Here is a 23,081-nt window from a genome sequence, read left to right as displayed (position 1 = left end):
GTCGATGCAGCTCGTCATCGCCGCCGTCGGCCACAAGATGCCGGCCTGGATCGAAACCGGTTTTACGGAATACGCCAAGCGCATGCCGCCGGACTGCCGGATCGTGCTCAGGGAAGTCAAGCCGGTGGACCGCTCCGGCAGCCGCAGCGCCGACACCGTGATGGCGATGGAGCGAATCCGGATCGAGGCAGTCATCGCCAAGGGCTCGCAGGTGGTTGCGCTGGACGAACGCGGCAAGGACCTGACCAGCGCGCAGCTGGCCAAAAACCTGGCACAGTGGCAACAAGGCGGCACTGATGTTACATTCGTCATCGGCGGCGCCGACGGTCTGGATGCGCAGTTCAAGCAGCGGGCGGACATGCTGCTGCGGATTTCCAGCCTGACGCTGCCGCACGGTATGGTGCGTGTGCTCCTGGCCGAGCAGCTCTACCGGGCCTGGTCGATCACACAGAATCATCCTTACCACCGCGTCTGAACGCAGCAGGCAGCGCGCCACTTGCCTATAACCTGACCACTCATGAAACCCATAGACCAGAAGATCTATCTGGCTTCCAAAAGCCCTCGCCGGCGCGAGCTGCTGCGCCAGATCGGCGTTGAATTCGAATTGCTGCTTCTGCGCGAACATACCGCGCGCGGACCGGACGTGCCAGAACTGGTGCTGCCCGGCGAGGCGCCGCTGGCTTATGTGGAACGGGTGACCCGGGAAAAGGTGGAGACCGCCTGCGACACCATGCTGTCGCGCCGCCTGCCGGTGCGTCCGGTGCTGACCGCCGACACCACCGTGACATTGGACGGCCGCATCCTGGGCAAGCCGGCCAATGTGATGGAAGCGATGGATATGCTGCGCCTGCTGTCCGGCCATACCCACCAGGTGCTGACCAGCATCGCGCTGCGCCGCGATGCCGATTTGTGGCAGATGACCCATACTTCCGAAGTCACCTTCGACAGACTGTCCGACGACACCATGCGCGCCTATTGCGCGCTGCCCGAACCTTACGACAAGGCCGGCGGCTATGCGATACAGGGCCGCGCGGCGCAATTCATCCGGCACATCTCGGGCAGCCATTCCGGCATCATGGGCCTGCCCCTGTTCGAGACCGCGCAACTGCTGCAGCAGGCGGGCATCCGCATCCTATGAGCACCGACATCCTCATCAATGTCACGCCGCAGGAAACCCGGGTGGCGCTGATCGTGCAGGGCGCGGTGCAGGAGCTGCATATCGAGCGCAGCAACCTGCGCGGCCGCGCCGGCAATGTCTATCTCGGCAAGGTGGTCAGGGTATTGCCCGGCATGCAGTCGGCCTTCATCGACATCGGTTTGGAACGCGCCGCCTTCCTGCATGTGGCCGACATCTGGGAAGCGCGGCCGCACGACGGCAGCAATGGCGCGGCCCAGCCCATCGAGCGGCTCCTGTTCGACGGCCAGGCAGTGATGGTGCAGGTGGTGAAGGACCCGATCGGCACCAAGGGCGCGCGGCTGTCCACCCAGATTTCCATCGCCGGCCGGATGCTGGTCTATCTGCCGCAGGACCCGCACATCGGCATTTCGCAACGCATTGAAAACGAAGCCGAGCGCGATGCGCTGCGGCAGAAGGTGCAGTCGCTGCTGCCCGCCGACGAGCGCGGCGGCTTCATCATCCGCACCATGGCCGAGGATGCGTCCGATGCCGACCTGCAGTCCGATATCGACTACCTGGGCAAGACCTGGTCGGCGATCAGCCGCGAAGCCAGGGCCCGGCCGGCGCCGGCGCTGCTGTACCAGGACCTGAGCCTGGCGCAGCGGGTGCTGCGCGACTTCGTCGGCGACGACACCGCCAGCATCCAGGTCGATTCACGCGAAAACTTCGTGAACCTGCAGCAGTTCGCCCAGGTCTACACGCCCTCGGTGCTGACCCGGCTGCTGCACTACACCGGCGAGCGGCCGCTGTTTGACCTGTATGGCGTCGAGGAGGAAATCCAGCGCGCGCTGGGCCGGCGCGTCGATCTGAAGTCAGGCGGCTACCTGATCATCGACCAGACCGAGGCCATGACCACGATCGACGTCAACACCGGCAGCTATGTGCATGGCCGCAATTTCGACGACACGATCTTCAAGACCAACCTGGAAGCGGCGCAGGCCATCGCGCGCCAGCTGCGGCTGCGCAACCTGGGCGGCATCATCATCCTCGATTTCATCGACATGGAAAACGCCGAGCACAGGACGGCGGTGCTGGCGGAACTGCACAAGGCGCTGGCGCGCGACCGCACCAAGGTGTCGGTGTCGGGCTTTTCCTCGCTCGGCCTGGTGGAGATGACCAGGAAGCGCACCCGCGAATCGCTGGCCCATATCCTCTGCGAGCCCTGCCCGGCCTGCGCCGGCAAGGGCCAGGTCAAGACCGCGCGCACGGTCTGCTATGAAATCCTGCGCGAGCTGCTGCGCGAAGCCAAGCAGTTCAATCCGCGTGAATTCCGCATCCTTGCCTCGCAGGTGGTGATCGACATGTTCCTGGAAGAGGAATCCCAGAACCTGGCCCAGCTCGGCGACTTCATCGGCAAGCAGATCTCGCTGCAGGTGCAGACTGGCTATCAGCAGGAACAGTACGACATCATCCTGATGTAATGCCGGCGCGATGCCGGCCCGGCACTGCGGCATTGCATCAGGCCGCCACCTCGCTGGCGAACTGCAGGTGGTACAGGCTGGCATAGGTGCCGTTCTGCTCCAGCAATTCCGCGTGCGACCCCATCTCCACGATCTCGCCGCCGACCAGCACCACGATGCGGTCGGCCCGCTCCACCGTTGACAGCCGGTGCGCAATCACTAGCGTGGTGCGGCCCTGCATCAGGCCGTCCAGCGCCGACTGCACCGCGCGCTCGGACTCGGTGTCCAGCGCCGACGTGGCCTCGTCGAGAATCAGGATGGGCGCATCCTTGTAGATGGCGCGGGCAATCGCCAGGCGCTGGCGCTGGCCGCCGGACAGGCGGCTGCCGTTGTCGCCGATCATGGTGTCCAGGCCTTGCGGCAGTGCGCGGATCACATCGCTCAGGTGGGCAGCCCGCGCCGCCGCATGCACCCGCTCCATGTCCGGGCTGGCGTCGCCATAGGCGATGTTGGCGGTGATGGTGTCGTCGAACAGCACCACGTTCTGGCTTACCATCGCGATCTGGGCGCGCAGGCTGGCCAGCGTGATGTCCTCGATGGGCTGGCCATCAAGCCGGATCTCGCCGCCGCTCGCGCTGTAGAAGTTGGGCACCAGGCTGACCAGGGTGGACTTGCCGCCGCCCGACATGCCGACGAAGGCCACGGTCTCGCCCGGCATGATGGCGAGGTTGATATGGGACAGCGCCCGCTGCGCCTGGCCGGGATAGGAGAAGCTGACATCGTCGAACTCCAGCCTGCCGCTGGCCCGCTGCGCCAGCGGCGTGCCCGTGGTGCGCTCCGGCGCCGCGTCGATCAGGCCGAACACGGCTTCGGAAGCCGCCATGCCGCGCTGCAGCGGGCCATTCACCTCGGCCAGGCGCTTCAGGGGCGTCAAGAGCATCAGCATGGCGGTGATGAAGGAAACGAAGTCGCCCACGGTCGACTCGCCGCGCGCGGACTGGACCAGCGCGATCACGATCACGATAGCCACCGCGAATGCCGCCATCAGCTGGGTGACCGGCACAGTGGCGGCCGCGGTACTGGCCATGCGCATCGAGTAGCGCCGCAGGTGGCTGGCGCGCGCCTCGAAACGGTCGCTTTCATACTTGTGGCCGCCGAAGATCTTGATCACCTGGTTGGCGCGCGTGGTTTCCTCGATCACCTGGGTCAGCTCGGCATTGACCTCCAGGTAGTCGCGGGTCAGCTTGCGCATGCGCTGGCCCGTCAGGCGCACCACCAGCGCCGTCAATGGCAGCAGGATCAGGGCCACGAAGGTCAGCCGCCAGTTGAGCCAGAGCAGGAAGCCCAGCAGCACGATCACGGTGAGGCTGTCGCGTATCAGCGAGGTCAGCACGTTCCTCACCATGTCGATCACCTGCTGCGACTCGAACATCATCGCGTTGATCACCCGGCCGACCGAGCTGGTCGAATAGAAGGAGGCCGGCACGTTGAGCATGCGCTCGAACATCTGGGCCCGCACCGAATTGAGCAGGATGCTGGTGACCCAGGTCATCATGTAAGTGGTGAGGAAGGTGGAGCAGCCGCGCAGCACGAAGATGCCGATGATGGCCACCGGCACCATCCACAGGTCCAGCGTCGGCTTGCCAACGAAGCCGCGGTCGAGCAGTTGCCGCATCACGGCGGGAAACATGGGCTCGGTGGACGCGGTCAGGATCATCCCCAGGAAGGCCAGCGCCAGCCGGCCGCGATAGGGTTGAAACATACTCAGGGCCCGCCTGAAGTGCGGCGGGATCTTCATGGTTCGGCTCGATGGGTCATGGAAAACGGCAGTCCGGTGAGAGGCGTGGCAAGCGATGGAAACCGGCGGAGTCCATCAGCGCCTAGCGGCTGCATGAAACCCGGGGTTGTCATCATGACGAAAGGACAAGGCTGACAAGCTACAGGCCTGCCTGGGCAGGGTCAGCGTCGCGAACCGGTGGATTATAGTGGATTCGGGAAACAGCCGAAGACGGCGCGAGGCGTGCGCGCCACAGTGGCTGCGGCGGCGTCGTGTTTCATATCCATCCCGAGCGATGAGGCGCCGCAGGCCGGGGCAATGGTTGCCAGGCAGCCGGGCTGCCCGCAAGCCACCGCGGCAGGTTCGTCAGCTGTCCTGCCCGCCTGCCGTGTAGCGCTGCCCGGCTAGCGCCCCGGCCAGTTGCGCACGGTCCGGCAAGCCATCGCAGTCGCCGGGGAACTGCACTACCCGCGCGCCGATCGCATTGCCGCGCAGTGCCGCCTGGTCCAGCGATGCGCCTTCCAGCAGCGCGCTGATCACGCCAACGGCGAAGCCGTCGCCGGCGCCCACGGTATCGACCACCTCCGCCACATGGAAGCCCGGCACCACGCCGCGTCCATGCCGGTCGGCGAAATAGGCGCCTTCCGCGCCGAGCTTGATGACAACCTGCTTCGTTCCGCGTTCGAGGTAGAAGTCGGCGATACCATCCCTGTCCTTGCGCCCGGTCAGCAACTGCCCTTCGGACAGGCCCGGCAGCACCAGGTCGGCCATGGCGGCCAGCTGGTTCATCGTATCGACCATGACTTGGTGCGAAGGCCAGAGCCGGGGCCGCAGGTTCGGATCGAAGGAGATGCCCTGTCCTGCCCGGCGCGCCTGCGTCGCCATGGCGAACACCAGTTCCCGCATGCCGTCCGACAGCGCCGGGCTGATGCCGGTCAGGTGCAGGCGGCGCGCCGCTGCGCAATAGGCAAGCGGATGATCCGCCGCGCCGAGGTGGCTGGCGGCGGAGCCGCGCCGGAAATATTCGATCAGCGGGTCGCTGCCGTCGGTGGCCAGGGACTTGAACATCAGGCCGGTGGGATGCGCGGCATCGACGGCGACATGGCTGCGGTCTATGCCTTCGGCGTCCATGAAGTCGAGGAGATGCCGTCCCAGGCTGTCGGCGCCGACCCGGCTGATGTAGCCGACGCCAAAGCCGAGTCGGCGCAAGCCCACCGCCACATTCAGTTCCGCGCCGGCGGTGCGGCGGCAAAAGCGCGACACGCTGGCGAGCGCGCCGGGCTCCTCGGCGATGAACAGGGCCATCGCTTCGCCCACCGTCACTACATCCATTGCCTGCAGGGTATTCACATTACGGCTCCGATCTGCCATGGAAGGAATTCATTGTCGCCCATGCCATGCTCCTCGCTCCTGCTGCGGCGGCCGGAAGCGGTGGCCAGCATCAGCTCGAAAAACCGCCGGCCTGCCTCGGCAATGCTGAGCTCGCCATCGAGGATGCCGCCGCAATCGAAGTCCATGTCCATGCTCATGCGCCGGAACAGGGCTGAGTTGGTGGCCAGCTTCAGCGAGGGCGCGGGCTTGCAGCCGTAGGTCGAGCCGCGTCCGGTGGTGAAGCAGATCAGGTTGGCGCCGCCGGCGACCTGCCCGGTGGCCGACACCGGATCGTAGCCCGGCGTATCCATGAAGACCAGTCCGTGCGCCGTGACCGGCTCGGCATATTCGACGACCTCCATCAGTCCGGTGCTGCCGGCCTTGGCCACCGCGCCCAGCGACTTCTCGAGGATGGTGGTGATGCCGCCCGCCTTGTTGCCGGGCGAGGGATTGTTGTTCATGTCGCCGCCGTGCAGGCGGGTGTAGTCTTCCCACCAGCGCAGCCTGTCCATCAGCTTGCCGGCCACCGCGGGCGAGGCGGCGCGCACGGTCAGCAGGTGCTCGGCGCCATAGATCTCGGGTGTCTCGGACAGGATGGCCGTGCCGCCATGGCGCACCAGCAAATCGACCGCCGCGCCCAGCGCCGGGTTGGCGGTGATGCCGGAATAGCCGTCCGAGCCGCCGCACTGCAGGCCCACCGTCAGATGGCTGGCGCTGGCCTCGGTGCGGCTGGCGCGGTTTGCGATCGGCAGCATCGCGCGCAGCGCTTCCACGCCGGCATCGATGGCTTCGCGGGTGCCGCCCTCTTCCTGGATCGTCAGCGAGGCGAACAGGCCGGGCTCGCGCGCATTCAGCGTCTCGACCAGGGGCGCGAGCTGGTTGACCTCGCAGCCGAGGCCGACCAGCAGCACGCCGGCGAAATTGGGATGGTCGGCGTAACCGCGCAGCGTGCGCCGCAGCAGCTCGATGCCTTCGCCCGAACCGGACATGCCGCATCCGCTGCCGTGAGTGATGGCCACCACGCCATCGACGTTCGGGAAGTCGCGCAGCGCCCGCTCCTCGATGGCGCGCGCGATATGCCGGCAGACCGTGGCCGAGCAATTGACGCTGGAGATCACGCCCAGGTAGTTGCGGGTGCCGACCCGGCCATCGGCGCGCACGAAGCCCAGGAAGGTGGCCGCCGGATGCATCGGCTCGACCGGCGCAAAGGCGCTGCCGGCGTCATGCCCGGCCGCCGAGGCGACCATGTCGACGTTGTGCACATGCACATGCTCGCCCGGCGCAATCGGGCGGCTTGCCACGCCGATCACCTGGCCGTACTTGAACACCGCGGCGCCGGCATCGATGGCGGCAATGGCGACCTTGTGGCCCGCCGGGACGGCATCGCGCAGGGTAATGGGCAGGCTGTCGGGCATCACTGCGTGGCCGGGCGCCAGGTCGGCCCTGGCGACAGCCACGTTGTCGGTTTCGCTCAGGCGGAGGAGCAGCATGGATTCGGCGTTCATTGTCATGACTCGAAAAGAAAGGCGATCAGTCCTGCGCTGCCAGCGCGGCGCGCAGGCGCGGCTGCGCCAGGTCGAGGCCAAGCTCGCCGGCCAGCGCCACCACGGGCGCAAAACGGCGCTGCTTCTTTTGCGCATGGTTCTGCGCAATGTCGGCAAGGCGATGCGCGAGATAGGGATTGAGCAGGCGCTCGCGCAGCTCGACCAGGTAAGCCCTTGCATCGGCGCCCTTGCCTAGCGCGTCGAACAGCGGCAGCACTTCCTCCTGCCAGAGCGCTTCCAGCCCGGCGCGCATGTCCGGATCGTTCATGGCCTGCAGCACGGTCTCGTCGGCGCCGCGGCCGCCGCGCAGCCAGCGTTCGGCCAGGTAGCTGTGGCCGGCGTTGAGCAGGAACAGCTTGAGCCGCTCGTAATGTTCCAGATCGTCGGTCAGCATGATGGCGTCATGCCGGCAAGGCAGCACCAGGCGCTCCTGCCGTTCGATGGCCCACAGCGCATACGGCTCGGCCACTGCACCCACTGGCTGCAGCGATTCGGAAACGATGCGGTCGACCAGCGAATTGGCCCAGACGCAGTGCGCGCGCAGCCAGTGGCTGAACGCTTCCGGCAATTGCCAGTCGCTTGCAAGCTGCGCCACCAGGTCGCGCAGGGTATCGCCGTTGCGTTCGATCAGCTCGCAGGGAAAGAGGGACAGCGGCGCATCGGGCAGATGGCGCCAGCGGTGATGCAGCAGCACCAGCAGCTTGGCGGGGAAGCTGCGCGGCACCTGGCCTGGCGCGCTGATCAGGGCGGCGGTGTCACGCTCGTCGAGCCGGTAGCCGCGGTCGGCCGTATTGGAGACGATCACGCGCACTTCGCCGGCCACCGCCTCCAGCAGGCGCGGCCAGTCGGCATCGGCCTGCAGCGCCTCGCGCACGGCGCGGCAGGTGATGCGGGCGTCGATCGGCTCGCCGTGGCGCAGGCCACGGACATGCACCGGATAGCCATCCCCGGCGGCGAATGCGGCCACCCGCTGCGCGCTGGCCGGGCTGTCGGTGGTCTGCACGACCGTGATGCCGCCCAGCGCCTGGCCTACCCCGCCGGCGGCCAGCGCTTCCGAGACGAACAGGTCGACATGGGCTTGCAGGAAGCGGCTGGTGCCGAACTGCAGTATGGGCTGGGCCATGACGTTCAGCACTCCACGATGGCCTTGACCACGCCCATGGCGGGGTCGAGCAGCCTGGGGAACTCGACAGGCGCGTCGGCCAGCGCGATGCGGTGGGTATTGAGCGCGGCATCCGGAATCTGGCCGGCGCGCATCGCGGCGAGCACGGTTTCAAAGTCCTCGACCGTGGCGTTGCGGCTGCCCAGCAGCGTGGTTTCCCGCTTGTGGAATTCCGGGTCCGAGAAGCTGATGGTGGCGCCGACCACGGAAATGAGCACGTAGGTGCCAGCATGGGCGACAAACTTGAAACCGCGCTCCATCGCCTTCGGATTGCCGGTGGCGTCGAACACCACGTCGAAGAATTCATTGCCGGTCAGCGCCGCCAGCTGCTGCTCGTCGTCGTCTCCCAGCTGCACCGTGGCGCTGACATCCAGCTGCGCCTTGCAGAAGGCCAGGCGGTCGCCGCGGCCATCCAGCGCCACGACTGTCGCGCCGCGCAGCCTGGCGAAGATCATCGCCGCCATGCCGATCGGGCCGGCGCCCACCACCAGCACGCGCTGGCCGGCCTGCACGTTGGCCCGGCGCACCGCATGGGCGCCGATCGCAAGAAACTCCACCATCGCGGCCTGGTCCAGCGTCACGCCGTCGGCCTTGTGGACGAACTGTTCCGGCAGGCTCAGGTACTCGGTGAAGGCGCCGTCGCGATGCACGCCCAGCACCTGGATGTTGACGCAGCAGTTGGTCTTGCCCTGCCTGCAGGCGATGCACTTGCCGCAGGACAGGTAGGGCATTACGTAGACCGTGTCGCCGGCCTTCAGGCGGCTGCCCTGCGGCGCCTGCTCGACGATGCCGGAAAACTCGTGTCCCATGACCCGCGGGTAATTCAGGTAGGGCTGGTTCCCGCTGAAGATGTGCAGGTCGGTGCCGCAGACGCCGACGCGCTTGACGCGCACCAGCACCTCGCCCTCGCCGCGTTCCGGCATCGCGCGCTCCTCGGCGCGCAATATGCCCGGCGTGTCGCAAATCACTGTAAGCATGTGGCTTCCTTGTATGGGTTGGATGCGCGCTTAACCATGGAAGCGCGTGTAGATGGTGGCCAGGCTGCCGTTGCCGTTGTTCCTGGCCACCCACTCGTTGATCCATGACAGCATGCGGTTCTCGCCCTTGCGCGCGCCGATACCCAGCGGGAATTCCTTCATCACGAACTTGGACTCGATGCCTGCCGCCGGCATCTTGTCGGCGACGGTTTTCACGATCGCGGGCGAGGTGGCGAAGATTTCGACCTGGCCGCTGGTGATGGCGGTGATCAGCGTGGCGTCATCGTCGAAGCGCACGATCTGCGCGCCCTTGGCGCCCTCGGTGGCGATCTTGTCGTTGGTGGTGCCGCGCGCGGTGGCCACGCGCTTGCCGGCGAGGTCGGCGAAGCTCTTCACCGCCACTGCCTTCGGCGCGGCGACCACGGCCTGGATCTTGGCGTACGGCGTGGAGAAGTCGATCACCTTCTCGCGTTCGGGCGTCACCGACAGCGAGGAAATCACCACGTCGGCCTTGCCGGTCTGCAGGAAGGGAATGCGGTTGGCGCCGGTGGTCGGCACGATCTCGAGCGCCACGCCCAGGTCCTTGGCCAGCAGGCGCGCGGTCTCGACGTCGGAACCGGTCGGGTTCATCGCGCTGTCGGTGGTGCCGAACGGCGGCGAACCGAGGTCGATGGCGACGCGGATCTTCTTGGCGGCGCGCACATCGTCGAGCAGGTCGGCGCGGGCGGCGGTGGACACGCCGGCAAAGCCGACAACGATGGCGGCAGCCATCAGGCTGCGCAGAAAGCGGGAAGGTTGATGCATGGTGCTGTCTCCTGAACGTTTGATTTGCTGAAAATTTGACCGCTGCCCGGCGCTACAGGCCGCTGGCGACGAAGTTGTGCAGTTCCTCGGTCCTGGGGGCATCCAGCATTGCGCCTGCCCCCTGCTCCCAGACCTTGCCGCGATGCATGAAGATCACCTCCTCGGCCACCTTGCGCGCGAATCCCATTTCATGGGTGACAAGGATCATGGTCATGCCGTCGGCGGCGAGCTTTTCCATCACCCGCAGCACCTCGCCGGTGAGCTCGGGGTCGAGCGCCGAGGTCACTTCGTCGAACAGCATGACCTGCGGCGACATCGCCAGCGAGCGGGCAATCGCCACCCTCTGCTGCTGGCCGCCCGACAGCTGGGAAGGATAGGCATCGGCCTTGTCGGCCAGGCCGACCTGGGCCAGCACCATGCGGGCGCGTTCCCGCAGTTCGGCCTTCCCGAGTTTCAGCACGAGCCGCGGCGCCAGCATGATGTTCTGCTCCACGGTCATGTGCGGGAACAGGTTATAGCTCTGGAAGACGATGCCGACATCGCGCCGCAGCTGCTGCAGGTCCAGCCTGGGCGAGGTGATGTCATGGCCGCAGACGTCGATCCGGCCTGCGTCCACCGTTTCCAGCCGGTCGATGCAGCGCAGCGCCGTGCTCTTGCCGGAGCCGCTGCGGCCGATGATGGCCACCACCGAGCCCTTGGCGACATTGAACGACACGCCATCCAGCACCCGGTTGGCGCCGAAGCTCTTCGAAATCGCGTCGACCCTGACGATAGGCGGCATCAGATTTCCCCTGGAAGCGCCGTTTGGCCCTGGCATGGAATCGGCACTGTTGATGACGGATGCGGGATTAACGATTTGCGACATGGAATTTCCTTTCGAGGCGACGGCTCCATACCGACAGCGGATAACAGAGGACGAAGTAGAGCGCCGCGATGACCATGAAGGTGATGAAGGGCTTGAAGGTCGCGTTGTTGATCACCTGCCCTGCCCGCGCCAGCTCGACGAAGCCGATCGCCGAAGCCAGCGAGGTGTTCTTCACGATCTGCACCATGAAGCCGACGGTGGGCGGGGTGGCGATGCGCATTGCCTGCGGCAGGATCACATGCGCCAGCCGCTGCCGCCAGTTCAGCGCCAGGCATTCGGCCGCTTCATTCTGGGTGCGCGGCACGGATTCGATGCAGCCGCGCCAGATCTCGCCGAGGTAGGCCGATACGTAGATGCTCAGCCCCAGGCCGGCAGCAGTCAGCGGCTCGATGCGCAGGCCCAGGGTCGGCAGGCCGAAATAGGCCAGCGACAGCAGCACCAGCAGCGGCGTGCCCTGCACCAGCTTGATATACAGCATGGTCAGGTTGCGCACGGGCGCCGGGCCATAGACCCGCAGTATGGCCACCGCGAACCCCAGCAGGCCGCCGCCGATGAAGGCCATGACCGACAGCACCACGGTCCATGACAGGCCCTGAAACAAAAATTGCAATTGCGGTCCGGTGAGCAGAGACATGATGGCGCCCTTCAGATTGGCGTGCCGATGCGGCGCCGGCGCGGAAAAGCGATATAGCTGGCGCCCCAGAACACCAGGCGCATCACCAGCGACAGCACCAGGTAAGCCGCCGCGACGATCAGGTAGGTTTCCACCGAGCGGAAGGTGTCGGACTGGATCCGGTTCGCCACCGCCGTCAGTTCCTCGGCCGAGATCTGCGAGGTGATCGAGGAAGCCAGCATAAGCAGCACATACTGGCTGGTCAGCGCGGGATAGACGCGCTCGATGGCGGGCGGAAGAACGATGCGGGTGAGGACCTGCAGCCGCGACAGCCCCAGGCATTCCGCCGCTTCCAGCTGCCCCGGATGAATCGAGTTGATGCCGGCACGCACGATTTCGGCGGTATAGGCGCCGACATTGATCACCAGCGCCGCCGTTGCAGCGGTAAAGGCATCGACCTTGACACCGACCGAAGCCAGGCCAAAGTAGACGATGAAGATCTGCACCAGGAGCGGCGTATTGCGTATCGCCTCGACATAGATGCCGCACAGGCGGGCCAGCCAGGCGGATCGGCCGGTTGTGCCCAGGGCGCACAGGACGCCCAGCAGGAAGCCGAATACCGTGGCGGCCAGGGACAGGCCGAGCGTGGTCGCCGCGCCGGCGACAAAGTCGGGCCAGTAGCTCAGCGGCGCGCTGAAGTCGAATTCGTATCGCATGTCTTGTCTCCATGCCTGCTCCGAACATTTCTTCGGTCAGGCCTCTTTACCGTTTTCTTGTAATTGGCCTTACCAAGGATAACGATTTATGCAGAAAACGCAAGCTCAATTCGAGGAGTATTGGAAAATCATCGGAAATTCCTGGAAAACAAAATCCTTGGTAAGACCAATTTGGATTATCCTTGCCAGACCGCAGGAGGAACAGCACATGCTCGAACAGCTCAAGCAGATAGACAACAGGCGCCTGTACCAGCAGATCGCCGACCAGATACGAACCCTCATCCGGGAAGGCAACTTCCCGATGGGCTCACGGCTGCCGCCGGAACGCGACCTGGCGCAGCAGTTGGGCGTCTCCCGGCCGTCGGTGCGCGAGGCCCTGATTGCGCTGGAAGTCGAAGGCAGCGTCGAGGTGCGCATGGGAGCCGGCGTCTATGTGTGCGCGCCGCTGGAGCAGGCGCCGCATGCCACCGCCGCGATGGGCGAAAGCCCGACCGAACTGATGCAGGCCCGCGCGGCGCTGGAAGGCACGGTGGTCATGCTTGCCTCTGCCCGCGTGACGGAGGAAGCGCTGGCTGCCCTGCAGCGCGCATTGAAGGACATGCGCTCGGCCATCGTGCAGAACCGCTCTCCCCTCGCGCACGACCGCGAATTTCATCTGCTCATTGCCGGCATGACGGGCAACTCGGTGCTGGAGAGGCTGGTGCGGGAATTGTTCGACGAGCGGCACAGCCCGATTTCATCGCAGCTGCGGGTGCGCTCCGAGAGCAGCCAGACCTGGAACGAGGCGCTGCGCGAACATGAAGCCATCCTGGGCGCCCTGCAGCGCCGCGACGCGCTCGACGCCCTGGCCGCGATGCGCATGCACCTGCACGCATCGCAGGTCCGCTGGGTGGAAAGCAATCGCCAGGAGTGGTCGTGACAGGCGTTGTGACACGCATCGTGACAGGCCGCGATCAGCCGCGAACGCTGGCCTGCATGCTGGCCCTGCCGCCCAGTGCGGCAATCAATGCCGCCAGCGCCAGCACCGAGGCGCCGATGGCGAACAGCAGGTTGAAGGAATGCAGCGCGCCGTACAGCGCCGCCATCGCATAGCCGCCCAGGGCCTGCATCAGCGCATACAGGAAGGTCATCATCGCCCAGTTGCGCTGATGCGCGGCCGGCCCGACGATTTCCACCACCCGGCCCGAGGCCACGGCCACCAGGCCGGGCGTCAGGGCCCCCACCATGAAGGACGACACGAACAGCGCCGGCAAGGAGGCCGACAGCAGCGGCAGCGCCACCGCCGCGGCCTTGCAGGCCATGCAGCCCACCACGGTCATGCGAAATCCGATGCGGTCGGCCACCATGCCCGTCAGCAGCGGACCGAGCGCCGCGCCGGCGCCGAACACGGCCCAGAAGGCGCCGCCCACGGTGGCTGGCAGCGACAGGCCGTGCACCAGGTACTCCACCCAGAACACCGTATGCGGCAGATAGCCGATCGCATCGAGCGGATAGGCGCACAGCAGCGCCAGCATCGCGCCGCGCGGCAGCAGCGAGCCGCCCGCGGCCGGACGCGGCAGATCGTCGCTGGCGAACCTGGGCCAGGCATACAGGATGGCCAGCGCCGAACAGGCCGCCAGCGCCAGCCAGGCATCCTGCAGCCGGCTAGCGCCGAAGGCCGGCACCACGAAGCCGGAAAACACGGCGCCCACGCCGATGCCGGCGAACACCATGCCGACAGCGCGGCCCCGCATCGCGGCCGGCACCCGTCCCAGCACATGCGGCGCAGCCAGGATGATCAGCACGCCGCCGGCGGCGCCGGCCAGGCAGCGCCACAGCCACAGCCAGGGCAGCGCCGGCTGCGGCGCGCAGCCCAGCAGGCTCAAGAGCAGCGCCAGCATCGCGCCGCGTATCACCCTTGACCCGCCCAGCCTTACCGCCAGCGGATGGGCGGCCAGCGCGCCCAGCAGATAGCCGATCAGGTTGGCTGCCGCCAGTTGCGCCGCGCCGCTGGCGCTGGCCCAGCCGCCGTCTATCATCAGCGGCAGCAGCGGCACATAGGAAAAACGGCCTATGCCTATGCCGACCATATTGGCCAGCAGGCCCGACAGCGCCAACGGCGCCCAGCCGGCCCATGAAGCTTTGATCATGAAGAAATGTCCCCGCTTGTTGTACTTGTTGTACTTGTTGTGCTTGCCATTTTTGAAGCACGGCATGATGGCATGAACCGGCCGCCCCTGCATGCGGGGCCGCGCCTGTCCATGCTCATCGCCTGGGCCAGTCGGCCACCATGCGCCGCCGCATTGCCTCGTCCGGCATCGCGCCCATGCCGGCGGCCACATTCTCGCGCATGTGCTGCGGCCGGCTGGTGCCGGGGATGGCGCAGGTCACGGCCGGATGGCAGACCACATACTTCAGCAGCACCTGCGCCCAGCTGGCGCAACCGATATCGGCTGCCCATGCCGGCAGCGGCGCGCCGGCCAGCGAGCGCAGCAGGCCGCCGCCGCCAAACGGCTGGTTGACCAGCACCGCGATGCCGCGTTCCGCCGCCAGCGGCAATAGCCTGGCTTCGGCGGCGCGATCGTCCAGCGAATAGTTCAGCTGCACGAAATCGAGCTTCTCGGCGCGCATGATGGCTTCCAGTTCATCGAATGCGCTGACGGTGTAATGGGTGATGCCCAGGTATTTGATGCGCCCCGCTTCCTTCCATGCGCGCAGGGTCTTCAGATGGGTGCGCCAGTCCAGCAGATTATGGATCTGCATCAGCTCGATGCGCGGATGCTGCAGCAGGCGCATCGACTCTTCCATCTGGCGCACGCCGGCGTCGCCGCCGCGGGTCCAGACCTTGGTCGCGACGAAGGCCCGCTCGTGCGCATGCAGGCGGCTCAGCAGGTCGCCGGTCACGGCTTCCGAGCGGCCGTACATGGGCGAGCTGTCGACCACCGAGCCACCGGCATCGAACAGGACCTGCAGCACCTCGGCCAGCCGCTGCCGGTCCGCTTCGGCGCTGCCAACATCGAAGGTCTGCCAGGTGCCGCAGCCGATGATGCCCAACAGCTCGCCGCTGGACGGTATGGGACGGGTCTGCATCTTGTCTTCCTTTCTGGTTGACGCGGCCCGGGATGGCAAGGGGCCGATGGCCAGGGCGGCGGTGGCGCCCGCCGCCAGGCGCAGAAAGCGGGCACGGCTCATGCCGGATTCATGCGGTCGGTTTTTCATCTGGACTCCTGGTGGCGGGCGGAATGACCGCGCCGGGTTCGATGGCTGCCTGTTCGATGCCGGCCGCGGCCAGTCGTTCCTGCCGGCGCGCCAGCCAGGCCGACAGCGCGGCCCAGCCGGCGCTGGGCGCCAGCCATAGCAGCGCCACGCCGCCGAATCCGATGCCGGCCGATGCGGCCAGGGCCGCCAGCCAGCCGCTGAGCGCATCGCCGCCGCGGTAGACCACGGTCTCGATCACGCTCTTGGCCTTGTACTTGGCTTCCCGGCTCAGCACCGTAAACAGCACTTCGCGCGCCGGCCGCGACAAGGCATAGTCAACCGCCCGCCGCAGGCTCTGCGCCGCCACCAGCACCGCCAGCGTCGGCCAGAACGCGATGGCCGCAAAGGCCGCCATGCCGGCCGCCGGCAACAGCAACAAGCCAGCCATCACGCCAAAGCGGCGCAGCAGCCGGCCGGTGACAGCCACCTGTAGCAGCAGCGACAGGCAGGACACCGCCAGGTCGGCGCTGGCGAACAGCCGGGTACGGGCAGCCGTATCGGCCAGGCTGGCAGCCACGATACGGCCCTGCTCGAAATACAGGAAAGTCGACGCGAAGCTGTGCAGCAGCAGATAGGCCACGATGCCGCGCAGGTAAGGATCGCGCACGATCAGCCTGGCGCCGGCCAGCACGTCGCCGCCCAGCGGCTGCCGGCGCCGCATTGCCTGGCCGCTGCCCGGCGCCATGCGCTGCAGCCATCGGCAGCATTGCAGCGCCAGCTCAAGCAACAGCGCGGCAAGCAGGGCTAGCCAAGACACGCCCACGCCGGACAGCAACGCAGCCATGGCAGGCCCGACCAATGCGCCGGCCGTACCGCCGGCGGCAATGAAGCCAAACAACCGTCGGCCCTGCTCGCTGCTGAAATGCTCGGCCAGCACGCTCCAGAAGATGCTGACCACGAACAGGTTGTAGACGCTGATCCAGACGAAGAACACCCGGGCCACTGCCAGCTCCTGCACGCCGAGCGCAAACAGCGCGCCGAAGCCGAGCATGTTCAGCGCAAAGAAGCGGTAGATGACGGCGACGAAGCGGCGCGGCGGCCAGCGCTGCGCCAGCAGGCCGAACACGGGCACCAGCAGCAGCATCACGATGAAGGCCGCGGTAAACAGCCATTGCAGCTGACCCGGGCCGCCGGCCAGGCCGAGCGCATCGCGCAAGGGCCGCAACAGGTAGTAGCCGCAGAGCAGGCAGAAGAAATAGGCAAAGCCCGCAAAGAGCGCGGCAGCTTCGCCGGGCCGCACTTCCACCAGCCGGCGCAGCAGTCGCAGCGGCATCGCGGAAGCTTGGCGGTCAGGGGGCGGGACTGCGGGCATGGCATGCATGATACCGGCGGCCCGGCGATGCCGCAGTCGACCTCATGCAGCACATATCGTCCCGGCCAAAGACAAAAGGCCACCGCCTGCCGCAGCGATTGCTGCGACAGGCGGCGGCCTGGCTACATCCGGTTGAACGCGGGCATGCGCCCGCGCTGCAACTGCGTTACCTGACTGCGGCGGCCGGCGCCAGCGCTTCATTGCGCTCGGCGGTCGAGGCGCGCTTTTCAGCCTTCAGGTCAGCCTTGGCTTCGCGCTTTTCCATCTTGGCCTGGCGCTTGGCTTCTGCCTTGCGCTCCTTGTATTCGGCCTTGGCTTCCGAGTCCGACTGGCGCTTCTGCACATACGGGTCGTTGGACTGGCCCGAGCTCTGGACCGCGGTCGCATTCACGGCATTGGGAGTGGACAAGGGGGCGCCGGTGCCGCGGGTAGGGGTGGTGGTTGCGCCGGTGCCGGTGGTCGGCGGGCCGACCGGGTTGGGCGCCTGGTTGGCTTGCGCCAGTACGGAAGCGGAACAGGCCATCATGGTGGCGGCAAGAATCAGGTTGCGTACGTTCTTCATCAGTGGGATTTCCTTATGTTGGTTACGGAAGGCCGCAGCAGTGCCGCGGCGTGCTGATCCGAAAAATACAAACGCGTTGATGCGTTCACCTTGAGGACGAACGATACGCAGTCAAGCCAGCGATGTCGGTGCGATAGCGAACACTTGGCGAATTAGCACGCCAGCACTGCGCGAACGCTGGCGATGCCAGACACCCGCGGCCCGGCACGGGCTTATAATCCGGCGATGCAAACCATAGACTTCCGCCTAGAGGGCGAATACGTCGAGCTCAATCAGCTCCTCAAGTTAAGCGGCCTGTGCGACAGCGGCGGCGCCGGCAAGATGATCGTTGCCAGCGGCGACGTGAAGGTCGACGGCAAGACCGAGTTGCGCAAGACCTGCAAGATACGCGCGGGCCAGGTCGTCACCCTGGCCGGCATCGTGATACGGGTGACAGGCTGACACAGGCAGGAAGCGGCCATGGCTGTCATCAGCGATCTGTTCGGCGCTTCATCTGGGCTTGAGCCGCTGGCCATTCCCGATGCCGACCTGCGCTTCATGCATGGCTTTTACCCACCCGGTGAATGCACCAGCCTGCTGGCGACCCTGCTGGAGGAAACCCCATGGCGACAGGAGCGCATCGAAGTGTGGGGCAAGGTCCATGACCAGCCGCGCCTGACCTCATGGCATGGCGATCCCGGCACCGACTACACCTACTCGGGCGTCACCCTGGCGACCTGCCCCTGGACGCCGCTGCTGTCGCGCCTGCGCAGCGATATCGAGGAAGCCACCGGCCACCGCTACAACAGCGTGCTGCTCAATCTCTACCGCGACCAGCATGATGGCGTTGGCTGGCATAGCGACAATGAACGCGAGCTGGGGCGCATGCCCGTGATCGCTTCCCTGAGCCTGGGCGAGACGCGCAGCTTCCGCTTGCGGCACCGCGAGCGCAAACATGCGCCGGTCAGCATAGACCTTACCGACGGCAGCCTGCTGCTGATGGCCGGCGCCACCCAGCGCAACTGGCAGCACGCGATCCCGAAGGAGCGGCGTGAAAAGGGGCCGCGCATCAATCTCACCTTCCGCCAGATCGCACAATCGGCGCGCGGTGATTAGAGCGGATTCGGCCTGACTGGCTCAGTCGGGGCCGAGCCGCATTGCCCCTGGAACAAGGCGCGACGACGAGTCGTAGCGGGGCTACGGCGAGGAGTCGCAACGCCGTGCCAGGGGCAATACGGCCGGCATCGGCGAGCTAAGTCAGGCCGAATCTGCTCTAAAATAGCCGCCCGCCACCATTCCTTTTCGAAAGGCTCATACCCATGCATCTGTCCCGCTTTCCGCGCGTCACCCTGTCCCACGCGCCCACGCCGCTTGAACCCCTGACCCGCCTGTCGCAGCATCTGGGCGGCCCCACCATCTACATCAAGCGCGACGACTGCACCGGCCTTGCCAGCGGCGGCAACAAGACCCGCAAGCTCGAGTTCCTGGTGGGCGATGCGCTGGCGCAGGGCGCGACCCATCTCGTGACGCAGGGCGCAACCCAGTCCAACCACGTGCGCCAGACCGCGGCCGCAGCCGCGAAATTCGGCCTCAAATGCACCGCCCTGCTGGAAAAGCGCGTCGCCGACGGCGCACCCGAGTACTACAACAATGGCAATGTGCTGCTCGACCGGATCTTCAACTGCACGCTGGAAACCCGCGATGCCGGCCTGGACATGAACAATGAACTCGTCGCCGTAGGCGAGCGCCTGCGCCAGCAGGGCGACAAGCCCTACCTGATTCCGGGCGGCGGCTCCAATGCGATCGGCGCGCTCGGCTACGTGGTCTGCGCGCAGGAATTGCTGGTGCAGGCCAACGAGCGCCAGTTGCGCCTCGACCATGTCGTGCATGCCACCGGCAGCTGCGGCACCCAGGCCGGCCTGGTGGTGGGCCTGCAGGGCATGAACAGCGGCATACCGGTGCTGGGCATCGGCGTGCGCGCGCCGCGCGAGAAGCAGGAAGCCAATGTGCATGCGCTGGCGCAGGCCACCTGGAACCATCTCGGCCTGCCCGGCCAGCTTGCCCGCGACACCGTGCAGGCCAACTGCGACTACGTCGGCGCGGGTTATGGCATACCGACGCCGGGCATGATCGAAGCGGTGCAGCTGATGGCACAGATGGAAGGCATCCTCCTCGACCCGGTGTACTCGGGCAAGGGCATGGCCGGCCTGATCGACCTGATCCGCCGCGGCCATTTCCGCAAGGACGAGAACATCGTGTTCGTCCATACCGGCGGCTCGGTCGGCCTGTTTGGCTATCGCGGGGTGTTTGCGCCGTGAGCCGCAGGATAGGCATTCTGGGCGGCATGGGCCCGCTGGCGACGGTGGACCTGATGACCAAGATCATCGTCAACACGCCGGCCGCACGCGACCAGGACCATGTGCCGGTGGTGGCCTGGAATGTGCCGCAGGTGCCGGACCGGCAGCGCGCGCTGGCCGGCGACGGACCGTCGCCCCTGCCTGCGATGCTGGAAGGCATAGCCCATCTGAACCGGGCCGGCGCCACCTGCATCGCGATTGCCTGCAATACGGCCCATCACTGGTATGACGCGCTGCAGGCGCAGAGCGCGGCGCCCATCCTGCATATCGCGCAGGTGACGCTGGAAGCGCTGCGCAGCGATATGCACGGCAGCGGCCCGGTCGGCCTGATCGCCACCCAGGGAACGCTGCAGGCCCGGCTGTACCAGGACCTGCTGGAGCCGGCCGGCATCGCCTGTATCACGCCCGACCACGAACAGATGGCTTCCCTCTTCGTTCCGGGCTGCTATGCGGTCAAGCGCGGCGAGCTCGATGCCGGCGGCCGCATGCTGCAGACCATGGGGGAAGCACTGGTGGCGGCTGGCGCTGCCAGGCTGGTGCTGGCCTGCACCGAAGTGCCGGTTGGCCTGGAGCGCATTCTTTCCCCGCTGCTGCCGCTGTGCATCGACCCGACGCTGGCGCTGGCGCAGGCCTGCATTGCGCACTGGCATGAACAGCCCTAGCCGCCTTTGCTGTGTGGCGTGCCGTACAGTCCGATCGCGCTTGCCCGACTACACTGCGGCAATAGCTGGCCTTACTGGAGACAGATCATGAAATGGGAAGGCAATCGCGAGAGCGACAATGTGGAAGACCGCCGCGGCGGCGGGGGCGGTGGTTTTGGTGTCGGCGGCGCTTCGGTCGGCATCGGCACCGTCGTGATCGCGCTGGTGGCTTCCTACTTTTTCGGGGTCAGCCCGGGCACGGTGATCAATGTGCTCAACGGCGCCGGCCCCGGCCCGGAAGCCACCCAGGGCCCCGCCAAGGCGCCGCCGGCGGACGACCGGGAAGCCCGTTTCGTCTCCACCGTGCTGGCCGATACCGAGGACACCTGGACGACTATCTTCCAGAAGGCCGGGCAGACGTATGCAAAGCCGCGGCTGGTGCTCTTCACCGGCCGCACCCAGACCGCGTGCGGCACCGGCCAGACTGCGTCCGGCCCGTTTTATTGCCCTGGCGACCGCAAGATCTATATCGACCTCTCCTTCTACCGGACCATGCAGCAGCGATTCGGCGTCAGCGGCGAATTCGCGCAGGCTTATGTGATCGCGCATGAGGTGGGCCACCATGTGCAGAACCTGATGGGTATCATGGACAAGGTTGACCAGTTGCGCCGCAATGCGTCGCAGACCCAGGCCAATGCGCTGTCGGTGCGGGTCGAACTGCAGGCCGACTGCTTTGCCGGCGTGTGGGCCAAGAATGCCGACAAGGCGCGCAGCATCCTTGAAAGCGGCGACGTCGAGTCGGCCCTCAACGCCGCCACCGCCATCGGCGACGACGCCCTGCAGAAGCAGGCGCAGGGCTATGTGGTGCCCGACTCCTTCACCCACGGCAGTTCGGCCCAGCGGGTACGCTGGTTCAGACGCGGGCTGGAAAGCGGCCAGGTCAGTGCGTGCAATACCTTCGATGCCCGTACGCTCTGAATTTCATCAGCATCGGATGGCGGCCCGGCATGGCTCCATTAACCATCTCCTAACAGCAGGGCAATAGGCAGCGCTTTACCTATATCAACTGATCATCGAAAAAATCTGCACACCCGCTGTAGCAGTACGGATATCATATTTGCAACCGTCATCCTCAGCATGACGGTTTCTTTTGCCGTACCTCATGGAGACAGATATGGACGATGTCGTTATTGTTGCAGCATTGAGAACAGCGGTCGGCAAATTCGGCGGCACGCTATCCAAGATTCCCGCCGCCGACATGGGCGCCAGCGTCATCAAGGCGCTGCTCGAGCAGACCGGCGTGGACCCCGCTGCCATCAGCGAAGTGATCATGGGCCAGGTGCTGACCGCCGGCGTGGGCCAGAATCCAGCCCGACAGGCGGTCATCAAGGCCGGCCTTCCCGACGCCATCCCCGGCTTTACCATCAACAAGGTCTGCGGCAGCGGCCTGAAGGCCACCCACCTGGCGACCCAGGCGATACGCTGCGGCGACGCCGACATCATCATCGCCGGCGGCCAGGAAAACATGAGCGCATCGCCGCATGTGCTCAACAATTCCCGCGAAGGCTTCCGCATGGGCGACGCCAAGCTGGTAGACACCATGATCGTGGACGGCCTGTGGGACGTCTATAACCAGTACCACATGGGCGTCACAGCCGAGAACGTGGCGAAGAAATACGAAGTCTCGCGCCAGGACCAGGACGCGTTCGCGATGGCCTCGCAGAACAAGGCCGAAGCCGCCCAGAAAGCCGGCCGCTTCAAGGACGAGATCGTGCCGCTGCAGATCGCGCAGAAGAAAGGCGCGATCACCTTCGACACCGACGAGTATCCCAAGCATGGCACCACGCTGGAATCGCTGGCCGCGCTGCGCCCGGCCTTCAACAAGGAAGGCACCGTCACCGCCGGCAATGCCTCCGGCCTGAACGACGGCGCCGCCGCGGTGATGATGATGTCGGCCCGGCGGGCGGAGCAGCTGGGCCTGACGCCGCTGGCACGCATCAAGGCCTATTCCTCGGCCGGCCTCGACCCCAGCATCATGGGCATGGGCCCGGTGTCAGCCACCAAGCTGTGCCTGCAGAAGGCCGGCTGGACCCATGAAGACCTGGACCTGATGGAAATCAACGAAGCCTTTGCCGCCCAGGCCATCGCGGTCAATCGCCAGATGGGCTGGGACACCAGCAAGATCAACGTCAATGGCGGCGCAATCGCGCTGGGCCATCCGATCGGCGCTTCCGGCTGCCGCATCCTGGTATCGCTGCTGCATGAAATGGTCAGGCGCGATGCCAAGCGCGGGCTGGCCAGCCTGTGCATCGGCGGCGGCATGGGCGTAGCACTGGCGGTCGAGCGCTGAGACGCGGCGGCAACCTCAACTTTTTGGTTCGTCATTCAAGACAGGAGCAGACATGGCTAGGATTGCATTGATTACGGGCGGCATGGGCGGCCTCGGCGAAGCGGTGTGCGTGAAGATGGCGGCGCTCGGCTACCAGGTGGTGACAACCTACTCGCCGGGCAACACCAAGTCCGCCGAATGGTTGTCCAGCATGGAACAGCAGGGCTACAAGTTCTATGCCTATCCATGCGACGTTGC

General features: G+C 66.2%; 24 protein-coding genes. 11 read left to right on the top strand and 13 right to left on the bottom strand.

All coding sequences use genetic code 11. From position 1 onward, the window contains the following. Positions 1 to 4 precede the first annotated feature (4 nt). Genes rlmH through rng form a run of 3 tightly spaced genes read left to right on the top strand, consistent with a single transcriptional unit; the run spans position 5 to position 2,598 of the window. Positions 5 to 475 carry a 23S rRNA (pseudouridine(1915)-N(3))-methyltransferase RlmH gene (gene rlmH / locus IGW04_RS18775; RefSeq protein ID WP_194714623.1) on the top strand — a complete coding sequence of 157 codons (471 nt, stop codon included), beginning with the start codon at positions 5 to 7 and terminating at the stop codon, positions 473 to 475. 42 nt (positions 476 to 517) lie between these two features. Beyond that, positions 518 to 1,138: a Maf family protein gene (locus IGW04_RS18770; RefSeq protein ID WP_194714622.1), complete on the top strand. Its 621-nt coding sequence runs from the start codon at positions 518 to 520 to the stop codon at positions 1,136 to 1,138. Then, the gene (rng, locus tag IGW04_RS18765) at positions 1,135 to 2,598 is read left to right on the top strand and encodes a ribonuclease G (protein ID WP_194714621.1); all 1,464 of its coding nucleotides are present in this window, start codon (positions 1,135 to 1,137) and stop codon (positions 2,596 to 2,598) included. Before IGW04_RS18770 ends, rng begins: the two co-directional genes overlap by 4 nt. A gap of 37 nt (positions 2,599 to 2,635) precedes the next feature. On the opposite strand, the gene msbA is transcribed toward rng, so the two are convergent. The 9 genes from msbA to IGW04_RS18720 form a co-directional block, all read right to left on the bottom strand. Beyond that, positions 2,636 to 4,375, bottom strand: coding sequence for a lipid A export permease/ATP-binding protein MsbA (msbA, locus tag IGW04_RS18760; RefSeq protein WP_194714620.1), 1,740 nt, complete (start codon positions 4,373 to 4,375; stop codon positions 2,636 to 2,638). Positions 4,376 to 4,720: 345 nt separating this feature from the next. Continuing rightward, positions 4,721 to 5,686, bottom strand: a complete 966-nt coding sequence (locus tag IGW04_RS18755; RefSeq protein ID WP_194714660.1) for a sugar kinase — start codon at positions 5,684 to 5,686, stop codon at positions 4,721 to 4,723. 14 nt (positions 5,687 to 5,700) lie between these two features. Next, positions 5,701 to 7,230 (bottom strand): UxaA family hydrolase, encoded by a 1,530-nt coding sequence (locus tag IGW04_RS18750; RefSeq protein WP_194714619.1) that lies wholly within the window; start codon positions 7,228 to 7,230, stop codon positions 5,701 to 5,703. Between the two features lie 25 nt (positions 7,231 to 7,255). Next, a complete protein-coding gene (locus IGW04_RS18745) occupies positions 7,256 to 8,392 on the bottom strand; it encodes a mannitol dehydrogenase family protein (protein WP_194714618.1) in 1,137 nt (378 codons plus the stop codon). Between the two features lie 5 nt (positions 8,393 to 8,397). Further along, positions 8,398 to 9,408: a zinc-binding alcohol dehydrogenase family protein gene (locus IGW04_RS18740; protein ID WP_194714617.1), complete on the bottom strand. Its 1,011-nt coding sequence runs from the start codon at positions 9,406 to 9,408 to the stop codon at positions 8,398 to 8,400. Between the two features lie 30 nt (positions 9,409 to 9,438). Beyond that, positions 9,439 to 10,212 carry a transporter substrate-binding domain-containing protein gene (locus IGW04_RS18735; protein WP_194714616.1) on the bottom strand — a complete coding sequence of 258 codons (774 nt, stop codon included), beginning with the start codon at positions 10,210 to 10,212 and terminating at the stop codon, positions 9,439 to 9,441. A gap of 52 nt (positions 10,213 to 10,264) precedes the next feature. Next, a complete protein-coding gene (locus IGW04_RS18730) occupies positions 10,265 to 10,993 on the bottom strand; it encodes an amino acid ABC transporter ATP-binding protein (protein ID WP_194714659.1) in 729 nt (242 codons plus the stop codon). A gap of 67 nt (positions 10,994 to 11,060) precedes the next feature. Further along, on the bottom strand, positions 11,061 to 11,711 hold the full coding sequence (locus IGW04_RS18725; protein ID WP_194714615.1) for an amino acid ABC transporter permease: 651 nt from the start codon (positions 11,709 to 11,711) through the stop codon (positions 11,061 to 11,063). Positions 11,712 to 11,722: 11 nt separating this feature from the next. Further along, positions 11,723 to 12,406 carry an amino acid ABC transporter permease gene (locus IGW04_RS18720; protein ID WP_194714614.1) on the bottom strand — a complete coding sequence of 228 codons (684 nt, stop codon included), beginning with the start codon at positions 12,404 to 12,406 and terminating at the stop codon, positions 11,723 to 11,725. A 208-nt stretch (positions 12,407 to 12,614) separates the two neighbouring features. Between IGW04_RS18720 and IGW04_RS18715 the strand changes: the two genes are divergently transcribed. After that, positions 12,615 to 13,325 carry a FadR/GntR family transcriptional regulator gene (locus tag IGW04_RS18715; RefSeq protein WP_194714613.1) on the top strand — a complete coding sequence of 237 codons (711 nt, stop codon included), beginning with the start codon at positions 12,615 to 12,617 and terminating at the stop codon, positions 13,323 to 13,325. A gap of 34 nt (positions 13,326 to 13,359) precedes the next feature. On the opposite strand, the gene IGW04_RS18710 is transcribed toward IGW04_RS18715, so the two are convergent. From IGW04_RS18710 to IGW04_RS18695, 4 genes are all read right to left on the bottom strand, one after another. Further along, positions 13,360 to 14,535 carry a YbfB/YjiJ family MFS transporter gene (locus IGW04_RS18710; RefSeq protein WP_194714612.1) on the bottom strand — a complete coding sequence of 392 codons (1,176 nt, stop codon included), beginning with the start codon at positions 14,533 to 14,535 and terminating at the stop codon, positions 13,360 to 13,362. Positions 14,536 to 14,650: 115 nt separating this feature from the next. Further along, complete coding sequence (locus tag IGW04_RS18705; RefSeq protein WP_228527202.1) at positions 14,651 to 15,577, bottom strand: aldo/keto reductase; 927 nt, start codon at positions 15,575 to 15,577, stop codon at positions 14,651 to 14,653. Between the two features lie 7 nt (positions 15,578 to 15,584). Then, entirely contained in the window at positions 15,585 to 16,916 is a 1,332-nt protein-coding gene (locus IGW04_RS18700) for an NTP/NDP exchange transporter (protein WP_194714610.1), read from the bottom strand. Positions 16,917 to 17,121: 205 nt separating this feature from the next. Then, the gene (locus tag IGW04_RS18695) at positions 17,122 to 17,517 is read right to left on the bottom strand and encodes a hypothetical protein (RefSeq protein WP_194714609.1); all 396 of its coding nucleotides are present in this window, start codon (positions 17,515 to 17,517) and stop codon (positions 17,122 to 17,124) included. Between the two features lie 225 nt (positions 17,518 to 17,742). Between IGW04_RS18695 and IGW04_RS18690 the strand changes: the two genes are divergently transcribed. From IGW04_RS18690 to IGW04_RS18660, 7 genes are all read left to right on the top strand, one after another. Then, on the top strand, positions 17,743 to 17,958 hold the full coding sequence (locus IGW04_RS18690; protein WP_194714608.1) for an RNA-binding S4 domain-containing protein: 216 nt from the start codon (positions 17,743 to 17,745) through the stop codon (positions 17,956 to 17,958). Between the two features lie 18 nt (positions 17,959 to 17,976). Further along, positions 17,977 to 18,612: an alpha-ketoglutarate-dependent dioxygenase AlkB family protein gene (locus IGW04_RS18685; RefSeq protein WP_194714607.1), complete on the top strand. Its 636-nt coding sequence runs from the start codon at positions 17,977 to 17,979 to the stop codon at positions 18,610 to 18,612. Between the two features lie 203 nt (positions 18,613 to 18,815). Continuing rightward, positions 18,816 to 19,814 (top strand): D-cysteate sulfo-lyase, encoded by a 999-nt coding sequence (gene cuyA / locus IGW04_RS18680; RefSeq protein ID WP_194714606.1) that lies wholly within the window; start codon positions 18,816 to 18,818, stop codon positions 19,812 to 19,814. Next, on the top strand, positions 19,811 to 20,515 hold the full coding sequence (gene cuyB, locus IGW04_RS18675) for a cysteate racemase (protein WP_194714605.1): 705 nt from the start codon (positions 19,811 to 19,813) through the stop codon (positions 20,513 to 20,515). The genes cuyA and cuyB overlap by 4 nt, the downstream gene beginning before the upstream one ends. 87 nt (positions 20,516 to 20,602) lie before the next feature. After that, positions 20,603 to 21,472, top strand: a complete 870-nt coding sequence (gene ypfJ, locus IGW04_RS18670; RefSeq protein ID WP_194714604.1) for a KPN_02809 family neutral zinc metallopeptidase — start codon at positions 20,603 to 20,605, stop codon at positions 21,470 to 21,472. Between the two features lie 196 nt (positions 21,473 to 21,668). Further along, entirely contained in the window at positions 21,669 to 22,844 is a 1,176-nt protein-coding gene (locus IGW04_RS18665) for an acetyl-CoA C-acetyltransferase (protein ID WP_194714603.1), read from the top strand. A gap of 52 nt (positions 22,845 to 22,896) precedes the next feature. Next, a partial coding sequence (locus IGW04_RS18660; RefSeq protein WP_194714602.1) for an SDR family NAD(P)-dependent oxidoreductase occupies positions 22,897 to 23,081 on the top strand: 185 nt, incomplete at its 3' end.

The organism is Noviherbaspirillum soli, assembly GCF_015352955.1.
Taxonomy (GTDB): domain Bacteria; phylum Pseudomonadota; class Gammaproteobacteria; order Burkholderiales; family Burkholderiaceae_D; genus Noviherbaspirillum_A; species Noviherbaspirillum_A soli.
The sequence above is the reverse complement of the archived record's forward strand: the minus strand, read 5'-3'. Positions and strand labels throughout refer to the sequence as shown.

Bases quoted from the DNA above. Each gene is read 5' to 3' on its own strand.
- rlmH (WP_194714623.1), top strand. From the start codon at position 5: ATGCAGCTCGTCATCGCCGCCGTCGGCCACAAGATGCCGGCCTGGATC.
- IGW04_RS18770 (WP_194714622.1), top strand. From the start codon at position 518: ATGAAACCCATAGACCAGAAGATCTATCTGGCTTCCAAAAGCCCTCGC.
- rng (WP_194714621.1), top strand. From the start codon at position 1,135: ATGAGCACCGACATCCTCATCAATGTCACGCCGCAGGAAACCCGGGTG.
- msbA (WP_194714620.1), bottom strand. From the start codon at position 4,375: ATGAAGATCCCGCCGCACTTCAGGCGGGCCCTGAGTATGTTTCAACCC.
- IGW04_RS18755 (WP_194714660.1), bottom strand. From the start codon at position 5,686: ATGGATGTAGTGACGGTGGGCGAAGCGATGGCCCTGTTCATCGCCGAG.
- IGW04_RS18750 (WP_194714619.1), bottom strand. From the start codon at position 7,230: ATGAACGCCGAATCCATGCTGCTCCTCCGCCTGAGCGAAACCGACAAC.
- IGW04_RS18745 (WP_194714618.1), bottom strand. From the start codon at position 8,392: ATGGCCCAGCCCATACTGCAGTTCGGCACCAGCCGCTTCCTGCAAGCC.
- IGW04_RS18740 (WP_194714617.1), bottom strand. From the start codon at position 9,408: ATGCTTACAGTGATTTGCGACACGCCGGGCATATTGCGCGCCGAGGAG.
- IGW04_RS18735 (WP_194714616.1), bottom strand. From the start codon at position 10,212: ATGCATCAACCTTCCCGCTTTCTGCGCAGCCTGATGGCTGCCGCCATC.
- IGW04_RS18730 (WP_194714659.1), bottom strand. From the start codon at position 10,993: ATGCCGCCTATCGTCAGGGTCGACGCGATTTCGAAGAGCTTCGGCGCC.
- IGW04_RS18725 (WP_194714615.1), bottom strand. From the start codon at position 11,711: ATGTCTCTGCTCACCGGACCGCAATTGCAATTTTTGTTTCAGGGCCTG.
- IGW04_RS18720 (WP_194714614.1), bottom strand. From the start codon at position 12,406: ATGCGATACGAATTCGACTTCAGCGCGCCGCTGAGCTACTGGCCCGAC.
- IGW04_RS18715 (WP_194714613.1), top strand. From the start codon at position 12,615: ATGCTCGAACAGCTCAAGCAGATAGACAACAGGCGCCTGTACCAGCAG.
- IGW04_RS18710 (WP_194714612.1), bottom strand. From the start codon at position 14,535: ATGATCAAAGCTTCATGGGCCGGCTGGGCGCCGTTGGCGCTGTCGGGC.
- IGW04_RS18705 (WP_228527202.1), bottom strand. From the start codon at position 15,577: ATGAGCCGTGCCCGCTTTCTGCGCCTGGCGGCGGGCGCCACCGCCGCC.
- IGW04_RS18700 (WP_194714610.1), bottom strand. From the start codon at position 16,916: ATGCCGCTGCGACTGCTGCGCCGGCTGGTGGAAGTGCGGCCCGGCGAA.
- IGW04_RS18695 (WP_194714609.1), bottom strand. From the start codon at position 17,517: ATGAAGAACGTACGCAACCTGATTCTTGCCGCCACCATGATGGCCTGT.
- IGW04_RS18690 (WP_194714608.1), top strand. From the start codon at position 17,743: ATGCAAACCATAGACTTCCGCCTAGAGGGCGAATACGTCGAGCTCAAT.
- IGW04_RS18685 (WP_194714607.1), top strand. From the start codon at position 17,977: ATGGCTGTCATCAGCGATCTGTTCGGCGCTTCATCTGGGCTTGAGCCG.
- cuyA (WP_194714606.1), top strand. From the start codon at position 18,816: ATGCATCTGTCCCGCTTTCCGCGCGTCACCCTGTCCCACGCGCCCACG.
- ypfJ (WP_194714604.1), top strand. From the start codon at position 20,603: ATGAAATGGGAAGGCAATCGCGAGAGCGACAATGTGGAAGACCGCCGC.
- IGW04_RS18665 (WP_194714603.1), top strand. From the start codon at position 21,669: ATGGACGATGTCGTTATTGTTGCAGCATTGAGAACAGCGGTCGGCAAA.